General features: G+C 50.8%; 18 protein-coding genes. 7 read left to right on the forward strand and 11 right to left on the reverse strand.

What is annotated here, in order from left to right:
• The 4 genes from FH968_RS05445 to cecR are packed head-to-tail and all read right to left on the reverse strand — an operon-like array spanning position 1 to position 4,551.
• Entirely contained in the window at positions 1-1,140 is a 1,140-nt protein-coding gene (locus FH968_RS05445; RefSeq protein ID WP_139878132.1) for an ABC transporter permease, read from the reverse strand.
• Positions 1,127-2,875, reverse strand: a complete 1,749-nt coding sequence (locus FH968_RS05450; RefSeq protein WP_139878133.1) for an ATP-binding cassette domain-containing protein — start codon at positions 2,873-2,875, stop codon at positions 1,127-1,129. The genes FH968_RS05445 and FH968_RS05450 overlap by 14 nt, the downstream gene beginning before the upstream one ends.
• Complete coding sequence (hlyD, locus tag FH968_RS05455; RefSeq protein WP_139878134.1) at positions 2,868-3,866, reverse strand: secretion protein HlyD; 999 nt, start codon at positions 3,864-3,866, stop codon at positions 2,868-2,870. The genes FH968_RS05450 and hlyD overlap by 8 nt, the downstream gene beginning before the upstream one ends.
• A complete protein-coding gene (cecR, locus tag FH968_RS05460) occupies positions 3,856-4,551 on the reverse strand; it encodes a transcriptional regulator CecR (RefSeq protein WP_139878135.1) in 696 nt (231 codons plus the stop codon). The genes hlyD and cecR overlap by 11 nt, the downstream gene beginning before the upstream one ends.
• A 251-nt stretch (positions 4,552-4,802) precedes the next feature.
• On the opposite strand from cecR, the gene rhlE reads away from it, so the two are divergent.
• Together rhlE and dusC are read left to right on the forward strand one after the other, a co-directional pair.
• The gene (gene rhlE / locus FH968_RS05465; RefSeq protein ID WP_139878136.1) at positions 4,803-6,176 is read left to right on the forward strand and encodes an ATP-dependent RNA helicase RhlE; all 1,374 of its coding nucleotides are present in this window, start codon (positions 4,803-4,805) and stop codon (positions 6,174-6,176) included.
• 60 nt (positions 6,177-6,236) lie between these two features.
• Complete coding sequence (gene dusC, locus FH968_RS05470) at positions 6,237-7,169, forward strand: tRNA dihydrouridine(16) synthase DusC (protein WP_139878137.1); 933 nt, start codon at positions 6,237-6,239, stop codon at positions 7,167-7,169.
• 39 nt (positions 7,170-7,208) lie between these two features.
• Here the strand turns inward: dusC and FH968_RS05475 are convergent, their stop codons facing one another.
• The 4 genes from FH968_RS05475 to FH968_RS05490 form a co-directional block, all read right to left on the reverse strand.
• Positions 7,209-8,123 (reverse strand): LysR family transcriptional regulator, encoded by a 915-nt coding sequence (locus tag FH968_RS05475; protein ID WP_139878138.1) that lies wholly within the window; start codon positions 8,121-8,123, stop codon positions 7,209-7,211.
• A gap of 112 nt (positions 8,124-8,235) precedes the next feature.
• Entirely contained in the window at positions 8,236-8,394 is a 159-nt protein-coding gene (gene yohP / locus FH968_RS24160) for a small membrane protein YohP (RefSeq protein WP_370451476.1), read from the reverse strand.
• Positions 8,395-8,423: 29 nt separating this feature from the next.
• Positions 8,424-9,161, reverse strand: a complete 738-nt coding sequence (locus FH968_RS05485; protein WP_139878139.1) for a bifunctional 2-polyprenyl-6-hydroxyphenol methylase/3-demethylubiquinol 3-O-methyltransferase UbiG — start codon at positions 9,159-9,161, stop codon at positions 8,424-8,426.
• Between the two features lie 85 nt (positions 9,162-9,246).
• Positions 9,247-9,714, reverse strand: coding sequence for a nuclear transport factor 2 family protein (locus FH968_RS05490; RefSeq protein WP_139878140.1), 468 nt, complete (start codon positions 9,712-9,714; stop codon positions 9,247-9,249).
• 107 nt (positions 9,715-9,821) lie between these two features.
• Between FH968_RS05490 and FH968_RS05495 the strand changes: the two genes are divergently transcribed.
• The 3 genes from FH968_RS05495 to FH968_RS05505 all read left to right on the forward strand — a co-directional run bounded on the left by FH968_RS05495 (position 9,822) and on the right by FH968_RS05505 (position 12,817).
• Positions 9,822-10,373, forward strand: coding sequence for a TetR/AcrR family transcriptional regulator (locus FH968_RS05495; protein ID WP_139878141.1), 552 nt, complete (start codon positions 9,822-9,824; stop codon positions 10,371-10,373).
• 160 nt (positions 10,374-10,533) lie between these two features.
• A complete protein-coding gene (gene mdtQ / locus FH968_RS05500) occupies positions 10,534-11,979 on the forward strand; it encodes a multidrug resistance outer membrane protein MdtQ (protein ID WP_139878142.1) in 1,446 nt (481 codons plus the stop codon).
• 64 nt (positions 11,980-12,043) lie between these two features.
• Positions 12,044-12,817 (forward strand): SDR family oxidoreductase, encoded by a 774-nt coding sequence (locus FH968_RS05505; RefSeq protein ID WP_139878143.1) that lies wholly within the window; start codon positions 12,044-12,046, stop codon positions 12,815-12,817.
• Here the strand turns inward: FH968_RS05505 and FH968_RS05510 are convergent.
• Entirely contained in the window at positions 12,814-13,383 is a 570-nt protein-coding gene (locus FH968_RS05510; protein WP_139878144.1) for a DedA family protein, read from the reverse strand. The two genes, FH968_RS05505 and FH968_RS05510, sit on opposite strands and share 4 nt — an antisense overlap.
• A 134-nt stretch (positions 13,384-13,517) precedes the next feature.
• Between FH968_RS05510 and FH968_RS05515 the strand changes: the two genes are divergently transcribed.
• The gene (locus FH968_RS05515; protein ID WP_139878145.1) at positions 13,518-14,105 is read left to right on the forward strand and encodes a Yip1 family protein; all 588 of its coding nucleotides are present in this window, start codon (positions 13,518-13,520) and stop codon (positions 14,103-14,105) included.
• A gap of 134 nt (positions 14,106-14,239) precedes the next feature.
• Positions 14,240-15,181: a D-alanyl-D-alanine endopeptidase gene (pbpG, locus tag FH968_RS05520; protein ID WP_139878146.1), complete on the forward strand. Its 942-nt coding sequence runs from the start codon at positions 14,240-14,242 to the stop codon at positions 15,179-15,181.
• Between the two features lie 18 nt (positions 15,182-15,199).
• Here pbpG and FH968_RS05525 read toward each other — a convergent pair whose 3' ends face one another.
• Together FH968_RS05525 and dld are read right to left on the reverse strand one after the other, a co-directional pair.
• Positions 15,200-15,751 carry a GNAT family N-acetyltransferase gene (locus FH968_RS05525; RefSeq protein ID WP_139878147.1) on the reverse strand — a complete coding sequence of 184 codons (552 nt, stop codon included), beginning with the start codon at positions 15,749-15,751 and terminating at the stop codon, positions 15,200-15,202.
• Positions 15,752-15,870: 119 nt separating this feature from the next.
• Complete coding sequence (gene dld / locus FH968_RS05530; protein WP_139878148.1) at positions 15,871-17,616, reverse strand: D-lactate dehydrogenase; 1,746 nt, start codon at positions 17,614-17,616, stop codon at positions 15,871-15,873.
• Positions 17,617-17,619 lie beyond the last annotated feature (3 nt).

Consider the following 17,619-nt stretch of genomic DNA (forward strand, 5'->3'; position numbering starts at 1 on the left):
TTAATCAAGACGACGTTTGGTTTTAAGTGCCGTCAGGCCGATGAACATCACCGCTGAGGCAATTAAAAACAAGACGTTGATGACTAACACGGTTGTAATGTCCCCCGCCAGAAACAGGCTTTGCAGCGTGCTGACGAAGTAACGCGCCGGAATGATATAAGTCACCGCGCGGATAATCGCGGGCATGCTGTCAATCTGGAAGATAAAACCGGACAGCATAATTGATGGTAGAAACGCGGCGTTTAACGCCACCTGTGCGGCATTAAACTGGTTACGGGTGATTGTGGATATCAGCAACCCCATACCGAGCGTGCTGAGCAAAAACAGGCTGGTGATGAAGAATAAAATCAGCAGTGAACCTCGGTAGGGCACGCCGAGAATAAATACCGAAACCAGCATACACAGCAGCATCGCCAGCATACCCAGCACGTAATAAGGCAGCAGTTTGCACAACAGCAGTTCTGTGCGCGTTACCTGCGTTGAGAGTAGGGCTTCCATGGTGCCGCGTTCCCATTCACGCGCGACGACAAGCGAGGTGAGGATTGCACCAATCACCGTCATGATAATGGTCACAGCCCCTGGAATAATAAAATGCTGGCTGATAGCCGCCGGGTTAAACCAGTACCGCAGTTGCACATCGATTAGCGGTTCAAATTTTTCACCGCGATCCTCAGCCCGTTGCTGCTGCCAGATTTGCCAAATCCCCTCCATGTAACCCTGCACGAAGTTGGCGGTATTGGGCTCACTGCCATCAGTGATGACCTGCACTGGGGCTGTGTTACCGACTCGCGCCATGTTTTGCGCAAAGTCTGGCGGGATAACGACCAGACCGCGGATTTTCCCTGCCTGCATCAGTTGAATAAGATGCTGGCGATTATCGCTAATCGTCGGGTCGATATAGGGCGAGGCGCTAATGGTGTGTGCAAAATCCAGCGCCTCTTCGCTTTGTTGTTCGAGCAAAACCCCGACGCGCAAACGGCTGGAGTCGAGGTTAATGCCATAACCAAAAATAAACAGCAACAACAACGGGATCACCACGGCAATCAGCCAGCTGCTTGGGTCGCGCACAATCTGGCGTGTTTCTTTCACACACAGGGCGCGAACGCGTCGCCAGGAAACGGCCTGGTTATGCTCGCTCATGTTCGTGCTCCTTATCCCATTGATGGATAAGCGTAATAAATGCCTGCTCCATGGTTGGGTCAGTTTGCTCGTTGCTGGCCGCTTGTTCTTTAAGTGCGTCCGGCGTGCCGCTGGCTATCAGTTTCCCCCGATAAACCAGCCCGATCCGGTCGCAGTATTCTGCTTCATCCATAAAATGCGTGGTCACCATTACGGTCACCCCTTTTTCCACCATGCTATTGATGTGCAGCCAAAATTCGCGGCGAGTAATAGGGTCGACGCCCGACGTTGGCTCATCAAGAAACAGAATGTCAGGTTCGTGCATCAACGAACAGGCCAGCGCCAGGCGTTGTTTAAACCCGAGCGGCAGCGCATCGGTTGAACTGTTCATAATCGGTTGCAGGCTAAAGGCTTCGCTCATGCGGTTTATTTTCTCGTCCTGCACCTTGCCACGCAGACCGTATACACCCGAGAAAAACCTCAGGTTCTGCGCGACTGTCAGGTTGCCGTACAACGAAAACTTCTGTGCCATATAACCAAGGTGCTGGCGCGCTTTTCCTGAACTGGTTTTTAAGTCCATATCCAGTACCAGCGCTTTACCTGAAGTGGGCACCAACAACCCGCACATCATCTTAAATGTGGTGGATTTTCCTGCGCCATTTGGCCCTAATAGACCGAAAATTTCACCGCGTTGTACCGTGAAGTCGACGTGATCCGTCGCGGCGAAATCACCGAATTTTTTGGTGAGCGCCTCGGCTTTGATAACCGTTTCTCCGGGGCTGCCCTCCACGGTATGCAGAATTTTACCCAGCGGGGATTCTTGTGTCGCCGCGCCGCCAAGCAGGTCGATGAATGCATCTTCAAAGCGCGGTTCAGTTTGTGAGATGTTCTCTTGTGGCACATGAAGAGCTTGGGTAAGTTCATCAACGGAGGAATCTTTAGCGAGGATAAGACGAACCGAACGCCCCTGAATCATGCCATCACTGACTTGCGGCAATTTCAGAGCCCGTTGTAGTAGCTTACGGTTATTTTCTTCGTGATGGCTTACCAGCAGCGACCGCCCGGCCATTTGCTGAGTCAGTTCTTTCGGTGCGCCGTGATACAACAACTCACCTTCGTTCATCAACAACACGTCACGACACTGTTCGGCTTCGTCGAGATACGAGGTGCTCCACAAAATCAACATGCCGTCCCCGGCCAGCTCATGCACCATTTGCCACAGTTCACGGCGCGAAATGGGGTCAACACCGACGCCGGGTTCATCAAGCAGTAACACTTTTGGCTGGCCGACCAGAGTGCAGGCAAGGCCGAGTTTTTGTTTCATACCGCCAGAAAGCTTACCGGCAAGACGGCGAGTAAACGGGCCCAGCGCGGTAAACTCCAGAAGCCGTTTAAACGTAGCTTCGCGCTCAGCCCCTGTCACGCTGCGCAAGTCGGCGTACAGATTCAGGTTTTCCATCACCGTTAAATCTTCATACAGGCCAAACTTTTGCGGCATATATCCCAATACGGCATGCAATGCCCGGTCATCCTCCACTGGATCAAGCCCGATAACGCTTGCTGTTCCTTCGGTTGGCTTGAGCAGGCCTGCCAGCATACGCATTAACGTGGTCTTTCCCGCGCCATCCGGGCCGACCAGGCCGGTAACCGCCCCGGTGAGAATTTCACAATTCAGGCTCGCAACGGCGGGCTTTTTCTGGCCTGGGAACTGTTTCATTAACCCTTTCAGGGTAATGATACCGTCCTGGCTACTCATGTGTTTTCTCACTGTTGAATTTCACAGTCACAGGCATTCCCTGGCGAAGCGCGTCGTCGGCATCGGTAACGATGATGCGCAGGCGATAAACTAAGTCAGTTCGTAAGTCGGGGGTCTCGACGGTTTTAGGTGTGAATTCTGCTGTAGGGGAGACAAAGCCAATTTTGCCGTGATAAGGCTTATCTGGGCGGCCATCGGTGTAAACCAGTAACTCTGTGCCCGGTTTCGCTTGATTCAGACTGACTTCGCTAACATAAGCACGTACCCAAACTGGGCGAGTCAGGGAAAGAGTCAGTACGGTACTTCCGGCGTTCAACATAGTGCCAGGCTCCACGGCACGGGTCAGTAAAGTGCCATCAGAGGGGGCAATTAGCGTGGTGTCCTGTAAATCTAACTGAGCCTGAGCTAGCTGTGCTTTCGCTTGTTGCAGGTCTGCCTGCGCCTGAGCAATTTCTTGCGGGCGGTTACCTGTACGGTACTGGCTTAACTTATCTTGCGCAGCTTTCAGCGTGGCTTTGGCCTGGTCACTTGATGAACGTGCATTTTCCAGATCGTTGGCAGAAATAACACGTCTGGCCCATAAACCTTGCTGGCGTTGATAAAAGTTCTGCGCGTAATCAAATGCCGCCTGGGCCTGATTGACCTGTGCTGCGACCTGCGCGATTTCTTCGTCACGGTAACCGGCAATGATCAGGTCAAATTTGGCCTGTGCTGCCGCCACGTTTGCCTGTGCCTGAAGTAGGGCGTTTTGATACGGGCCTTTTTCCAACTCGCCGAGTGTTTCACCCGCTTTGATGGTGTCACCTTCATCTACCTGCAAAGCCGCAAGACGCCCGCCAACGCGGAAGCTCAAATTGACGGTGCGAATATCCACGTTGCCGTATAGCGTCAGGCCATGGTCTTGCTGGTTTTTGTACCATATCCAGCCGGCCAGTCCCGCAGCTATGAGCGCGATTACTGCCACGATAACTATCGGCTTTTTACTTTTCATTGCTGGTTTTTCCTCGTTCCATTGATAACCCTTGCAAAATGAAATCGATATGGCTGTGTACCACATCGCTGATTAGCTTCACATTGTCCTTATCGAACGCTGACCACCCGGCGCGTAGCAAGATAGTTTCTCGTCCCAGACGAAAAGCCAGCACCTGCCCGAGCAACGCGTGTGTATGGAGAATGGTTTCGGTGTCATCCGGGCGGCGATCGGTATAGCGCCCAACCAGGTATGTGAGATGCGTGTGCATCGGTGCAATCACTTGTTCGTGAATCAGTTGGTAAGCCGCAGTAGGGGAGAGTTGTTCGCGGGAAATAAACTTGCTGAGATTCAGTGTTTCGTCCGCGGTCAGCAGAACTATCATATGGTCGCACGCGGTATGAATAAGCTCGCGGATTTGTATTTTATCTGACGGCCGATGCCTGAGAATGGCTTCAGCACGTTCCACATGAGGCTTGAAGTTGTGGGTGATAAAGTCAGCAATCCACTGTGCAGATGCCATATAAAGCTCTTCTTTTGAGCCGAAATAGTAGGTGATGGCTGCGATATTCTGCCCGGCAAGTGCGGCAATATCGCGAGTGGTGGCATGCAATCCATACTCACCAAACTGTGCAATAGCGGCGGAAATTAGCGTGTTTTTGGCCTGCTCACCACGGGAGGTCGCAGGCGTCGGTGTGGCGTTCATACCGACCTCTTAAAAAGTTAATCAATCGATTGATTAAGAGTAGGCTCGATGAATTCTTCTGTCCAGTACCAAACATTTATCTTGTGAATGCATCAAAAAATAGAATTTGTGCGCAAAGTCACAAAACCTGTTACACTGCGCGGCTTACGGCACCGTGGTTTGTGCCCCTCTCTTGCGCCAGAATGACTGGCGTCATACGAACCCCTGGAAACTACACCGCACCTCGCGGTCAGGGCGATTCTGGAGTACCTATGTCTTTTGATTCTCTCGGCTTAAACGCCGATATTCTGCGTGCAGTGGAAGAGCAGGGCTATCGTGAGCCTACCCCTATTCAACGTCAGGCGATCCCGGTAGTTTTAGCGGGCCGCGACCTGATGGCTAGTGCCCAAACTGGCACCGGCAAAACCGCAGGTTTTACTCTGCCGCTGTTGCAGCGCCTGGTCGATAAAGAGCCACATGTGAAAGGCCGTCGTCCTGTGCGTGCACTAATTCTGACGCCAACCCGTGAGCTGGCAGCGCAGATTGGTGAAAACGTAAGTGATTACAGCAAATATTTGGACATCCGTTCGCTGGTAGTATTCGGTGGCGTGAGCATTAACCCGCAGATGATGAAACTGCGTAGCGGTGTGGATGTGCTGGTGGCAACGCCTGGCCGTCTGCTGGATCTGGAACACCAGAACGCCGTGAAACTCGATCAGGTTGAAATCCTGGTACTGGATGAAGCTGACCGCATGCTGGACATGGGCTTTATCCACGATATTCGTCGTGTACTGGCAAAACTGCCAGCGCGTCGCCAGAACTTGCTGTTCTCCGCGACCTTCTCTGATGAGATTAAAGGGCTAGCAGAAAAGTTGCTGCATAACCCGGAAGAAGTGTCCGTCGCGCGTCGTAATACCGCTTCTGAGCAAGTGACACAGCATGTTCATTTCGTTGATAAGAAACGTAAAAGAGAACTTCTGTCGCAGATGATTGGTGAAGGTAACTGGCAGCAAGTGCTGGTATTTACCCGTACTAAACATGGTGCGAACCATCTGGCAGAACAGCTCGGTAAAGACGGTATCACCGCGGCAGCTATCCACGGTAATAAGAGCCAGGGCGCACGTACTCGCGCATTGGCTGACTTCAAAAACGGTGGCATTCGTGTGCTGGTAGCAACGGATATCGCGGCACGTGGTCTTGATATCGAAGAATTACCACACGTTGTGAACTACGAACTGCCAAACGTACCGGAAGATTACGTACACCGTATTGGCCGTACTGGCCGTGCGGCAGCAACCGGTGAAGCGCTGTCTTTGGTTTGTGTTGATGAACACAAACTGCTGCGTGATATCGAGCGCCTGCTGAAACGTGAAGTTCCGCGTATGGCATTGCCTGGTTACGAAGTAGACCCATCTATTCCTGCTGAGCCGATTGTTAACGGTCGCCAGCAGCAGCGTGGCGGCGGTCGTGGAAACGGCGGCGGTCAGGGCCAGGGTCAACGTCGTGGTGGCAATGGTAGCAGCGCACCTTCAGACCGCAGCGGCGCACCGCGCCGTTCCGGCAAACCACACGGTGACGGTGCTGCAAAACCGGCTGGCGCAAACGGACGTCGTCGTCCACCGCGTAAGCCTGCTGCATCTAACTAAGGCTTTGCCAACTCAATCAGAGGCGCTAACATAGCGCCTCTTTTTTTATCGGGTAACGTTATGCGCGTGCTACTGGCACCAATGGAAGGGGTTCTCGACTCACTGGTTCGGGAATTGCTGACCGAGGTCAACGACTACGACTTGTGTATCACCGAATTTCTGCGCGTGGTTGACCAGCTTTTGCCGGTAAAATCTTTCCATAAACTTTGCCCTGAACTCCATCACTCCAGTCGCACCTCGTCTGGAACGTTAGTTCGTGTCCAATTGCTTGGACAATATCCGCAATGGCTGGCCGAAAATGCTGCCCGTGCTGTGGAACTCGGCTCCTGGGGCGTTGATCTCAACTGCGGTTGCCCATCCAAACTGGTGAACGGAAGCGGCGGTGGGGCCACACTACTAAAAGACCCTGACCTGATTTACCGTGGCGCAAAAGCCATGCGTGAAGCGGTGCCTGCGCATTTGCCCGTCACCGTTAAAATTCGCCTTGGTTGGGATAGCAATTCGCATCAGTTTGAAATAGCTGATGCGGTGCAACAGGCGGGTGCCTCCGAGCTTGTGGTGCATGGGCGCACCAAAGAGGATGGCTATAAAGCCGAGCGTATTAACTGGGCGGCGATCGGTGAAATCCGTAAACGCTTGTCGATTCCGGTGATTGCGAACGGTGAAATCTGGGACTGGCAAAGTGCGCAGGATTGTATGGTGGCAACGGGCTGCGATTCCGTAATGATTGGCCGAGGCGCACTTAACGTCCCCAACTTAAGCCGTGTGATTAAATACAACGAGCCGCGTATGCCGTGGCCAGACGTAATAAAACTGCTGCAAAAATACAGTCAGCTAGAAAAGCAGGGTGATACCGGTATGTATCACGTTGCGCGTATCAAGCAGTGGCTTGGGTATTTGCGTAAAGAGTACATTGAAGCAACAGAGGTTTTCAGCGAAATTCGCACATTGAAAACCTCAAAAGATATTGCGCTGGCGATTCAGCGGCTTTAGCTATGTTGATTGCAAGTAACGGTAAGAGTTTGAAGCGAGTTACCCCACCAAACGCTTAATAAACCCACGAACCCACATCAGCGCCGCATCACTGTTGTGGCGTTGATGCCACAGTAACGCCACTTCAAACGGAGCCAGTTCCAGCGGAACGGGGCTGCTGCAAAAACCCCAAATCTGCTGCCAGTTCTCACAAAGCCCCTGCGGCACCGTTGCAAGCGTAGGCATCATGCTTAACAAACCCGGTAATGCTGAAAAATGCGGTGTGGTATAGCTTATCTCACGCTTCAGCCCTTGCTTGGCTAACAGCGTGTCGATATGGCTGCTGGTGGCTTCACGATAGCTCACCAATACATGCTGTTGTGCAGCATAAACTTCAGCAGACAGAGGAGCTTTGAGCTGTAACTGCGACGGATGCCAGAGCGTGACAAACTCCATCGGCGTCAGCAATTCGCGTTCCATCCAGCGGGCAGACAGATTGGCCACACTCATTGCCATATCCAGTTCACCCCCTTCCAGACGCTGTGCGTCAGTAAACGGATCGCTTGCGACCACGTTCAGGCGCACTCCCGGAGCATGTTTAGCTAACGCAGGAACCAGACGCGGCATCAGCCACATTTCCACCCAATCGGTCATGCCGATGGTGATGGTCGCTTTTGCACTGGCGGGGTTGAACTCAGCCTGCTGAAATAGCGCACTTTGCAATTGCTCAAGCAGCGGCATCAGTTCGGTATGCAACTCTGTTGCACGGGCAGTAGGCTGCATGCGGTGGCCGCTGCGAATAAATAGCGGATCATCAAACATTTCACGCAAGCGTGCGAGTGAACCACTCACAGCAGGTTGGCCTAAATGCAGTTTATCGGCTGCCAGCGAAACGCTTTGTTCGCGAAACAATACGGCAAAAGCAATCAACAAGTTGAGATCGATTTTGCGGAAATCACTTTCTTTGATAGTCATTATTTCTCCAATCAATTGGAGTGATAATAATGCTTCACCAATACTGTCCGCAAGTTGAAGTGACTATTTGAGGAAATAAAAAGGGGTACCACCAGAGTGGCACCCACAGTCATCAGAAAATCATTTTGAACACGCCGGTAACGACCAGTAAGCCGATAATAAAGATAATCAGAACTGCCCATAAAATAATTTTCATCAATGCTCCCTGTCTCTGGCTAGTGTCTAAACAGTATAGGCAAAGATGCACGGAGAGGGGGCATTGCCTCCCCATGAACGGAAATTGAGATAAATTGTAGGTAATCAGATTAGCGGTTTACGTGCGGCGAGCAGGAAAATCATTGGCCGTTCTTTTTCTTCATCTAACCCTGGATTTTGTGCGATTTGTTCGGCACTCGGGCCCCATTCATCGAGCTTTTCGAGAACAAACCCGCTGGCAATTAGTGTATTTATCCAGCTTGAAAGTTTGCGATGCTGCTTTTTAACGCCATCGGCAAACCAGTTGCTAATGCGTACACCTTCTTGCTGATAGTGATTTACCGGCCAGGATTTTTGCCCGGACTGATCAGCCAGCCAACCCTGTTGTAGTGGTGCGGTATAAATCGGATGCTCCGCAGAAAACACCAGCATGCCACCGGGAACCAGGGCCTGATAAAGCGTGGCGAACAGTGCAGGAATATTTTCCAGATAATGCAGTGCCAGCGAGCTGTAAACCAGATCGACGCTTTGCGCATCCAGGTGCAACTGTTCGAGATCTTCGCAGCGATAAACAATGCCATCGCCTGTTGTCATTTCCTGGGCTTTTTCCAGCATTTTCAACGAGACATCCAACCCCACAATATGCGCCGCACCGTTATCGCGGGCAAAGCGGCAGAACCAACCGTAACCGCAGCCCAAATCCACCACGGATTTGCCCTGCAAATCGGGTAGCATTGTTTGCATGGCTGCCCATTCCGGCGCGCCATCCAGCCCTTTTATGGAGCGGTCGAGCGTGGCGTATCCTTCAAAAAATGCCGGGTTGTCGTAGATGTTCTGTGTCATTGCAACTCCTGTTCGCAAAGCCGTAAATGGCAGAAGAAGTCTAGTGAAGTTTTCGGCCATGGGAAAGCGTCTGCTATGTCCGCGCTCAGAAGCCAAAGCTGCTTAATTCTGGATGGTCATCAGGGCGTCGTCCCAACGGCCAGTGAAAGGTACGCTCCTCGGGTTTAATTGGGCAATCATTGATGCAGGCATGGCGGTTTATCATTAAACCTTGTTCATTGAATTCCCAATTTTCATTGCCGTAACTTCTATACCAGTTCCCGGAGTCATCGTGCCATTCATAAGCAAAACGCACGGCAATTCTATTGTTATCAAATGCCCATAACTCTTTGATTAAGCGATAATCCAGCTCGCGCTGCCATTTGCGTTGCAAGAAACTGACGACCGCTTCACGCCCGAAGACGAATTCTGCACGGTTACGCCAACGCGTATCCAATGAATAAACCTGTGAAACACGTATTGGATCGCGACTATTCCATGCGTCTTCAGCAAGGCGTACTTTTTCGCATGCCGTTTTGTACGTGAAGGGTGGGGTAGGTGCTTTAACGGTCATATTGTTCTCCAGAAAATAAGTAGACAAGTCTGTCTACGTAATTACCTTATGCCAAGTAGACAGACTTGTCTACTTGCTGCATGATAGGCACGAAATCAGGAGGAATGATGTCTATAACAAAGCCCAGTGCGAATGAGCGAATTTTACAAACGGCGCATGATCTATTTTATCGTGACGGTATTCGAGCTACGGGTATCGATAAAATCATTAAACAAGCCGGAGTCACCAAAGTGACGTTTTATCGTCATTTCCCCTCGAAGGACGATTTAGTTCGCGCATTTCTTGAGTTTCGACACGAACGCTGGATGAGTTGGTTTAGTGATTCATTAGCCCGTGAAATGGCGGTAAATAACGATTTTGCTACGGCTCTTTGTGCCACGCTCAAAGAATGGTTTTGTGATGATTCATTTCGCGGTTGTGCGTTCATTAATACTGCCGTTGAACTGGCAGATGCTTTGCCCGAAAGTCTGATCATGGCTCAAAGCCACAAACAGAAGATGGTTGATGTTCTGGCGCAGTATTTGGCCGATTCTGATACCGGGCGCTATCAAGCAGAAATGATCGCCATGTTAATTGACGGTGCAATTGTGAAAGCTCAACGCGAGCGACAAGCTGATGCTGCGGTAAAAATGTTGGGTGATTGGCTTAATGCGTTGTGATGATGCGTTCTATGGTTATTTATTGTTTGAATATAATAACTACTGTTAATAAGTTCCAAAATGTATCTCTTATTAACCATCTGTGTATTGCCACTGATACCTAAAATTTTGTGTTTGGGAATGCGTACCCTAAGCCCTTCTTTTTATTCTGTGGCTACTTATGATCTCCTCACGTTTCCCGCTTGCGGCAACTGGCGCTATGTTAACGCTCGTTTTGTCCGCCTGTGCTCCTATGCACAATGAAGATGCAGCTCTGGCGCAAAAAATTCCACAACGACAGCTTGATACCAAACTGCCTCCTGAGTTGGCTCACGGTTGGCCGGGCAGTGATTGGTGGCGTGATTACCACGACAGCCAGATAGATACACTTGTTGAGCGTTCTCTTAAAGACTCGCCAGATCTGACCGTGGTTGAACAACGCATTAAGCTTGCGCAGGCGCAGACTCACATGCAGGAAGCCAACGATGGCCCGCAGTTGGATTTTTCAGCCGATATCGAACGCCAGAAAATGTCACAGGAAGGTTTGATGGGGCCATTTGCCCTGACTGACCCCGCAGCAGGTACCACTGGGCCGTATTACACCAACGGGACTTTTGGGCTAACCGCCAGTTGGGATTTGGACTTGTGGGGTAAGAACCGCGCGGAAGTAGAAGCCAGGGTGGGCGTAATGAAAGCCAAACAGGCGGAGCTTGCCCAGGCGAAACAAGTTATTTCAGCAAACGTGGTGCGCTTGTACTGGGATATGCAAACGCTGTTGGCACTAAAAGATGTGAAACAACAAACCCTGGCGGCGCAGAAAAATATTGTTGATGTGGATACTCGTCTTTATGCCCAGGGAATTAACTCATCAGTTGACGATGTCGAATCCAATATTGATTTCGTGAAAACCCAGCAGCAACTGGATAATATTGATGGTCGTATTAACATCGCCAAAGCACAGCTCGCCGCAATTACTGGCGACGCACATGCAGCATCCAATATCAAACGCGCATCTCTACCAAAAGTGAAAAGCCATGTGCCAGAGCAAATGGGATATGAACTGCTGGCGCGTCGCCCTGATCTTCAGGAAGCGCACTGGTATATCGAATCTTCACTTAGCAACGTCGATGCCGCTAAAGCCGCGTTTTATCCGGACGTGAACCTGAGTGCTTTCTTACAAAACGATGCGCTGCATTTAAGCGATTTGTTCCGTGGTTCAGCTCAGCAATATGGAGCGGTAGCAGGCTTATCGTTACCTATTTTCGACAGTGGTCGTTTGAACGCCAACCTCGATATTGTGCGCGCGCAGAGCAATTTGTCGATTGCCAGCTATAACAAAGCGGTAGTGGGTGCGGTGAATGACGTAGAAAAAGCCGCCAGCCAGTTGAATGCGGTCGCGGCTGAAAGCCAACATCAGCTCACCATATTGCAGGGGACGAATAAACTCAAAACCCTCGCGCAGTTGCGGTTTAACGCGGGCATGATTTCGGGTGCCAGAATGAGTGCTGCGACACTACCGGACCTCTCGGAACAGGCGAAAGCCATTCAGCTCCATGGCCAGTGGCTTAATGCCGATGTGCAGTTAATTTCCGCATTAGGTGGCGGTTATCAGGCTGGTAAAGCGTAACAAACGCGACTCTCGCGCCACCTCCTATAATTACGTATGGATTCAAAACAGCCTGGAGGTGGTGATGAGTGCGGCTAACAAAGTGGCTATTGTCACGGCATCAGATTCGGGTATCGGTAAAAAATGTGCACTGATACTGGCCGAACAGGGTTACGACATCGGTATCACCTGGCATTCTGATGAGCAAGGTGCGCAAGAAACGGCGCGTCAGGTCCGAGGTTTTGGTCGACGGGCTGAGACAGTTCAGCTCGATCTTGCTCATCTTCCTGAGGGTGCTGCGGGTATTGATGAATTAATTCGTCGCTTCGGATGCGTTGACGCGCTGGTGAACAACGCCGGTGCCATGAACAAAAATCCTTTCCTGGATGTCTCGCTGGAAGAATGGCGTGAGCTGTTCACCGTGGATGTAGACGGTGCTTTTTTATGCTCGCAAAAAGTCGCGCGCGCGATGGTTGCACGAGGCCAGGGCGGGCGTATCGTGAATATTACGTCCGTCCACGAGCATACACCGCTTCCTGAAGCCTGCGCTTACACAGCGGCCAAGCATGCGTTGGGTGGGTTGACTAAATCAATGGCGATGGAACTGGTTCATCACAATATTTTGGTCAATGCCGTAGCACCGGGAGCAGTCGCCACCCCAATGAACAACATGCGTGAAGGCGATGGGACCAGGAGCAAAATACCTGAGATCCCGTTAGGACGGGCAGGAGAGACCGAAGAAATTGCGAGCCTGGTCGCGTGGTTGTGCTCAAACAGCGCCAGCTATACCACCGGACAATCGTTTATTGTCGATGGGGGCTTTATGTTCGCAAACCCGCATTTCAAACCGAAAAATTAATCCTGCCGTTTGCTCTCGCGGCGCTTAAACCAATACCGCGCCAGCCACACCACGGCAACCACGCCCAAAAGCCAAACCCAGTGCTTAATATGTTGGTCCAGGTTATGTAGCCATGGGCCAACAACTTCGCCACCGAGATAACCAAGGGTGGTGAAAAGGGCTGCCCAAATCAAAGCTCCAATAATGTTTAGAGGCAGGAAGATTTTAGGGGGGAGATGGCTTGCTCCAATCAACACGGGCCCAATCACGCGAAAGCCATACATAAAGCGCGAACCTATCACAAACAAGTATGGGTGGCGGTTAATCAGTTTCTTCGCCTTAACGATTTTCTTTTGATGCTTTTTAAAGCGCTCTGTAATTGAGCCGCCAAAGCGCCTGCCAATCAAATACAGCAGTTGATCGCCAATCATACCGCCCAACGCCACGGACAGAATAACCAGCGGATATTTTAGCAGTCCCTGGTGGGCCACAACGCCGCCCAAAAGCGTCACCGTTTCCCCTTCAGCCATGCTGCCCAAGATAAGAGCTGCATAACCGTAATGTTCAACCAAACTATTTATATCCATAACAGAATTATATCACTCCTTACCGTCGTACCCCTGATGCCCAATTATTTTCAACTGTTTAAAAAACAATCTAGCGCTGTGCATTATACTTTAAAGGTGCTCAATCGTTTTTTTTTGACATGTCAGGAGGCGTTATGAGTCATGTCTGGGGGCTATTTTCCCATCCTAATCGTGAAATGCAGGAAATAAAACGCGAGAACGAAACGGTCTCTCATCACTACACCCATCATGTGTTAATCATGGCGGCCATTCCGGTTATCTGTGCGTTTATTGGCACAACCCAAATCGGCTGGAATTTTGGTGATGGTACGTTTGTTCAATTGTCGATGTTTACCGGGTTCTATTTAGGTGTACTGTTTTATGCACTGATGTTGGCAGGTATTGCTGTCATGGGGCGCGTTATCTGGTGGATGGCGCGTAATTACCCGCAACGGCCATCGCTTGCTCGTTGTATGGTGTTTGCCGGTTATGTCGCAACCCCGCTGTTTCTAAGCGGCCTTGTTGCCCTGTATCCACTGGTTTGGCTGTGTGTTCTGGTCGGTGCCGCAGCACTAATCTATACCGGCTATTTGCTCTATGTGGGCGTACCCGAGTTCCTTGGCATCAATAAAGAAGAGGGGATGAGCTTTTCTAGCTCAACGCTCGCCATTGGTGTGCTGGTACTTGAAGTGCTCTTAGCCCTGAGTGTGATTCTGTGGGGCTACGGGTACAAACTATTTTGATAATCGCTTACGATTCAATTGTGGCAGTTTTCCGGGGCGTCAGAGTATTATGCTGACGCCCCGCTCTATTCATACACGCTGTGAACAGATTCGATGGGCACATTCCATACCTGAATAATTACAGAAGTGTCACCATGCCGACAAAAATCCGTCTATCGTTGCTCAGCCTTGCGCTGATGATTGCTGTACCATTCGCTTCTCAGGCTGCGAATAAAGCCACCGCACAACACGTCAGTGCCAGCCAGGAAATCGCCTCCGGCAGCGCCATGATCGTCGATCTGCAAACCAATAAGATTTTATATTCCAGCCATCCGGATTTAGTGCGCCCAATTGCCTCGATAACCAAATTGATGACCGCGATGGTAGTGCTGGATGCGAAATTACCGATGGATGAAATGCTGAGCGTCGACATCAGCCAAACGCCAGAAATGAAAGGCATTTATTCCCGCGTGCGTTTGAACAGCAAAATCAACCGTAAGGACATGATGTTACTGGCATTAATGTCGTCGGAAAACCGTGCAGCGGCAAGCCTTGCCCATCATTATCCTGGCGGTTATAACGCGTTTATTCGTGCTATGAATGCGAAAGCGAAATCACTGGGCATGACGCAAACGCGCTATGTCGAGCCGACAGGACTGTCGATTCAAAACGTTTCTACGGCGCGTGACTTGTCCAAACTACTGATTGCTTCAAAGCAGTATCCGTTGCTGGGCCAGTTGAGCACCACCAAAGAAGATATGGCAACGTTCACCAATCCGGCATATACCCTACCGTTCCGTAATACCAACCATTTGGTTTACAACGATAAATGGAATATTCAGCTGACCAAAACCGGTTTTACCAACAACGCAGGGCATTGCCTGGTGATGCGCACCATGATTAATAATCGTCCGGTGGCGCTGGTGGTGTTGGATGCATTTGGGAAATACACCCACTTTGCAGATGCTAACCGCCTACGCAACTGGATGGAAAGCGGCAAGGTGACACCCGTTCCTGAATCCGCGCTGGCTTATAAAAAACAAAAAGCCGCGCAGATGGCGAGCAACAGTACACAAGGGAATGCGCTCGACGATTAATCAGTCATCGGCATGAAATTAGGGCAGCGTCCTGTCTCCATCATTGAGCGGGCGCTGCATAATCAAAGTATCTCTCCAGCCACCAAGCTTAAATCCCACGCTGCGTAACTGCCCAACGACTTCAAAGCCCAACTGTCTGTGCAGACGGCATGAACCCGTGTTGTTTTCACCGTCGCCAATAATTGCCACCATTTGCCGCCACGGCCCTTGCTCACAACGGTCAATAAGATGGCTTAACAGCTCACGGCCCACGCCTTGTCCGGTCATGCTGGCGTCGATATAAACTGAATCCTCAATCGTAAATCGATATGCCGGACGAGGGCGATAGACGGTCGCATAGCAATAACCCACCACAATTCCGCTATGCAGGGCGACGAGCCAGGGGAGTTCTTGCTTAAGTACGGATTGCAGGCGTTCATCCATTTGGGAAATGGTGGGGGGCGTTTCTTCAAAAGAGCCACGACCATGTCGTACGTGCCATTCATAAATGGCGGTGATGGCCGGGATATCGTCGGGCGTTGCGTCACGAACTTGTAACCGTGCAAACGGCAATGTTTCCAGCACTGACATTTATTGCTCCTGTACGCAAAAAATCAAAGTGGCATGAGGTCACACCACCTTGCGGTATTTTAATCTAGTACGAAAAATCAGCGAAAAACAGCCCCTGTTCTGGTGGTTGACAGCATAAGTTAATGAGGATCTTGGTGATGTGTATGGCTACAAGCCTTCTCTTCCCACCATTTATGCTTAGTAGTCTTACCGATCCCTGGATTCATACTGTTCGTGGGGTCATTTTCCTTATAAAACTGTTTTAAGCTAGCGGGCGCCTCGTATAAATGTCCGACGTTATGTTCAGCCGGATATTGCGCACCGCGAGAACGGAGCAATTCGAGCATCTGTTCTTTCAGCGCATGTACATCAACCCCTTTTTTCACGATGTAATCCTGATGGAAAACATGGCACATAAAGTGGCCGTAATAGAGGCTGTGGCTTATCTGATTGCTTATCTCAGGCGGTAGCTTTTCAAACCAATCCTGATCGTTACGGCGCAGGGCGATATCGAGCGCCAGAATATCTTCCACTTCATTGGCATGAACGGCGTGATAACGCACGGCGGCACCAGCGGCCGCAAAACGATGTAAAAATGCTTTTGCCCCTTCGGTTGGCGCACAGACGAAAAAGCCGCCTTCGGCCTGCTGGAAATAGCTCTCCAGCCAGTCTCGCGCTTCGGCGATACCTTCACCGGACATCTTCAGTAAGAGATGATGCTCGTACTTGCCACGCCACTCTTTCATGCGCGGTGGTAAATGGCTCGGGCACCAGCCGCTCAGGCGTTGCAATACACGGTCGGTGAAGTGAGGTTTAATGAACGGGACTTTTTCAAACCAAGCATCGGTGCGGCCTTTCAGGGTGAAGAACAGCGGCATTTTGTCGGTGCCGAGCTTGTCAATCATCATGAAGGTATCTTTGCCATACACTTGGGCAATATCGTAGATATCACGGTGCATGTATTCGCCTGCCACCGGCAGGTTTTCAAAATTAGCCAGAATGTGGCGGCGGATCTCGGTCAGCACTTCGGGTTTATTGGTGCCGATATAAAACACTTCGTTTTGCTTTTCTGCCACAAAGGTATCAAGGCGTACGGCGAATACCGCCAGTTTCCCGGCACAACCAGAGGCTTCAAAAAGACGGTTTGGGTCAGCGTTGAAGCGTGATGGGGTATCAGCGTCTACATCGCGCACGCGTTCGGCATAATCTTTATCGGATGCCTGGCGCTGGTCGTGCAGCACATTTTCGGGCTTCACCCGCTCATCATCGAGCTTGCCGAGGATTTGTTCAGGCGTCACGCCAAGGTCGATGCCCAGATGGTTCACCAGCGTTAATTTGCCTTGCTCGTCAATTCGGGCATACAGCGCCATTTCGGTGTAGGCCGGTCCACGTTTAACCAGCGAACCGCCCGAGTTATTGCAAATCCCGCCAATCACTGATGCACCAATACATGAAGAACCAATCACCGAATGCGGCTCACGGCCTAACGGTTTAAGGGCTTTCTCCAGTTGATACAGCGTGCTGCCAGGGAATGCCAGAACCTGCTTACCCCCATCCAGCAGCTGCAATTTATCCAGTCGCAAGGTACTGATAATCACAATTTCACGATCGTAATCGTTGCCATTTGGCGTCGACCCTTCTGTCAGACCTGTGTTGGCGGCCTGCATCAGAATAATTTTATCGGTGCTGACGCACACGCTCAGCACACGCCATAACTCAAGCAGTGTGCCGGGGAAAACTACCGCAAGTGCCTCACCCTGGCCGGAGCGGAAACCTTTGCGATAACGAGCAGTTTTGGCTGAATCAGTTAAAACATGCTGGCTGCCAATCAGGCGATTCAGCTCATTAATAAATGTTTGTTTTTGAGTATCGGTAGGGTCAGACATTAA

Source organism: Buttiauxella sp. B2, assembly GCF_006376615.1.
Classification (GTDB): domain Bacteria; phylum Pseudomonadota; class Gammaproteobacteria; order Enterobacterales; family Enterobacteriaceae; genus Buttiauxella.

Coding starts and splice junctions, on each gene's coding strand:
- FH968_RS05445 (WP_139878132.1), bottom strand. CDS start 1,140: ATGAGCGAGCATAACCAGGCCGTTTCCTGGCGACGCGTTCGCGCCCTG.
- FH968_RS05450 (WP_139878133.1), bottom strand. CDS start 2,875: ATGAGTAGCCAGGACGGTATCATTACCCTGAAAGGGTTAATGAAACAG.
- hlyD (WP_139878134.1), bottom strand. CDS start 3,866: ATGAAAAGTAAAAAGCCGATAGTTATCGTGGCAGTAATCGCGCTCATA.
- cecR (WP_139878135.1), bottom strand. CDS start 4,551: ATGAACGCCACACCGACGCCTGCGACCTCCCGTGGTGAGCAGGCCAAA.
- rhlE (WP_139878136.1), top strand. CDS start 4,803: ATGTCTTTTGATTCTCTCGGCTTAAACGCCGATATTCTGCGTGCAGTG.
- dusC (WP_139878137.1), top strand. CDS start 6,237: ATGCGCGTGCTACTGGCACCAATGGAAGGGGTTCTCGACTCACTGGTT.
- FH968_RS05475 (WP_139878138.1), bottom strand. CDS start 8,123: ATGACTATCAAAGAAAGTGATTTCCGCAAAATCGATCTCAACTTGTTG.
- yohP (WP_370451476.1), bottom strand. CDS start 8,394: ATGGGGAGGCAATGCCCCCTCTCCGTGCATCTTTGCCTATACTGTTTA.
- FH968_RS05485 (WP_139878139.1), bottom strand. CDS start 9,161: ATGACACAGAACATCTACGACAACCCGGCATTTTTTGAAGGATACGCC.
- FH968_RS05490 (WP_139878140.1), bottom strand. CDS start 9,714: ATGACCGTTAAAGCACCTACCCCACCCTTCACGTACAAAACGGCATGC.
- FH968_RS05495 (WP_139878141.1), top strand. CDS start 9,822: ATGTCTATAACAAAGCCCAGTGCGAATGAGCGAATTTTACAAACGGCG.
- mdtQ (WP_139878142.1), top strand. CDS start 10,534: ATGATCTCCTCACGTTTCCCGCTTGCGGCAACTGGCGCTATGTTAACG.
- FH968_RS05505 (WP_139878143.1), top strand. CDS start 12,044: ATGAGTGCGGCTAACAAAGTGGCTATTGTCACGGCATCAGATTCGGGT.
- FH968_RS05510 (WP_139878144.1), bottom strand. CDS start 13,383: ATGGATATAAATAGTTTGGTTGAACATTACGGTTATGCAGCTCTTATC.
- FH968_RS05515 (WP_139878145.1), top strand. CDS start 13,518: ATGAGTCATGTCTGGGGGCTATTTTCCCATCCTAATCGTGAAATGCAG.
- pbpG (WP_139878146.1), top strand. CDS start 14,240: ATGCCGACAAAAATCCGTCTATCGTTGCTCAGCCTTGCGCTGATGATT.
- FH968_RS05525 (WP_139878147.1), bottom strand. CDS start 15,751: ATGTCAGTGCTGGAAACATTGCCGTTTGCACGGTTACAAGTTCGTGAC.
- dld (WP_139878148.1), bottom strand. CDS start 17,616: ATGTCTGACCCTACCGATACTCAAAAACAAACATTTATTAATGAGCTG.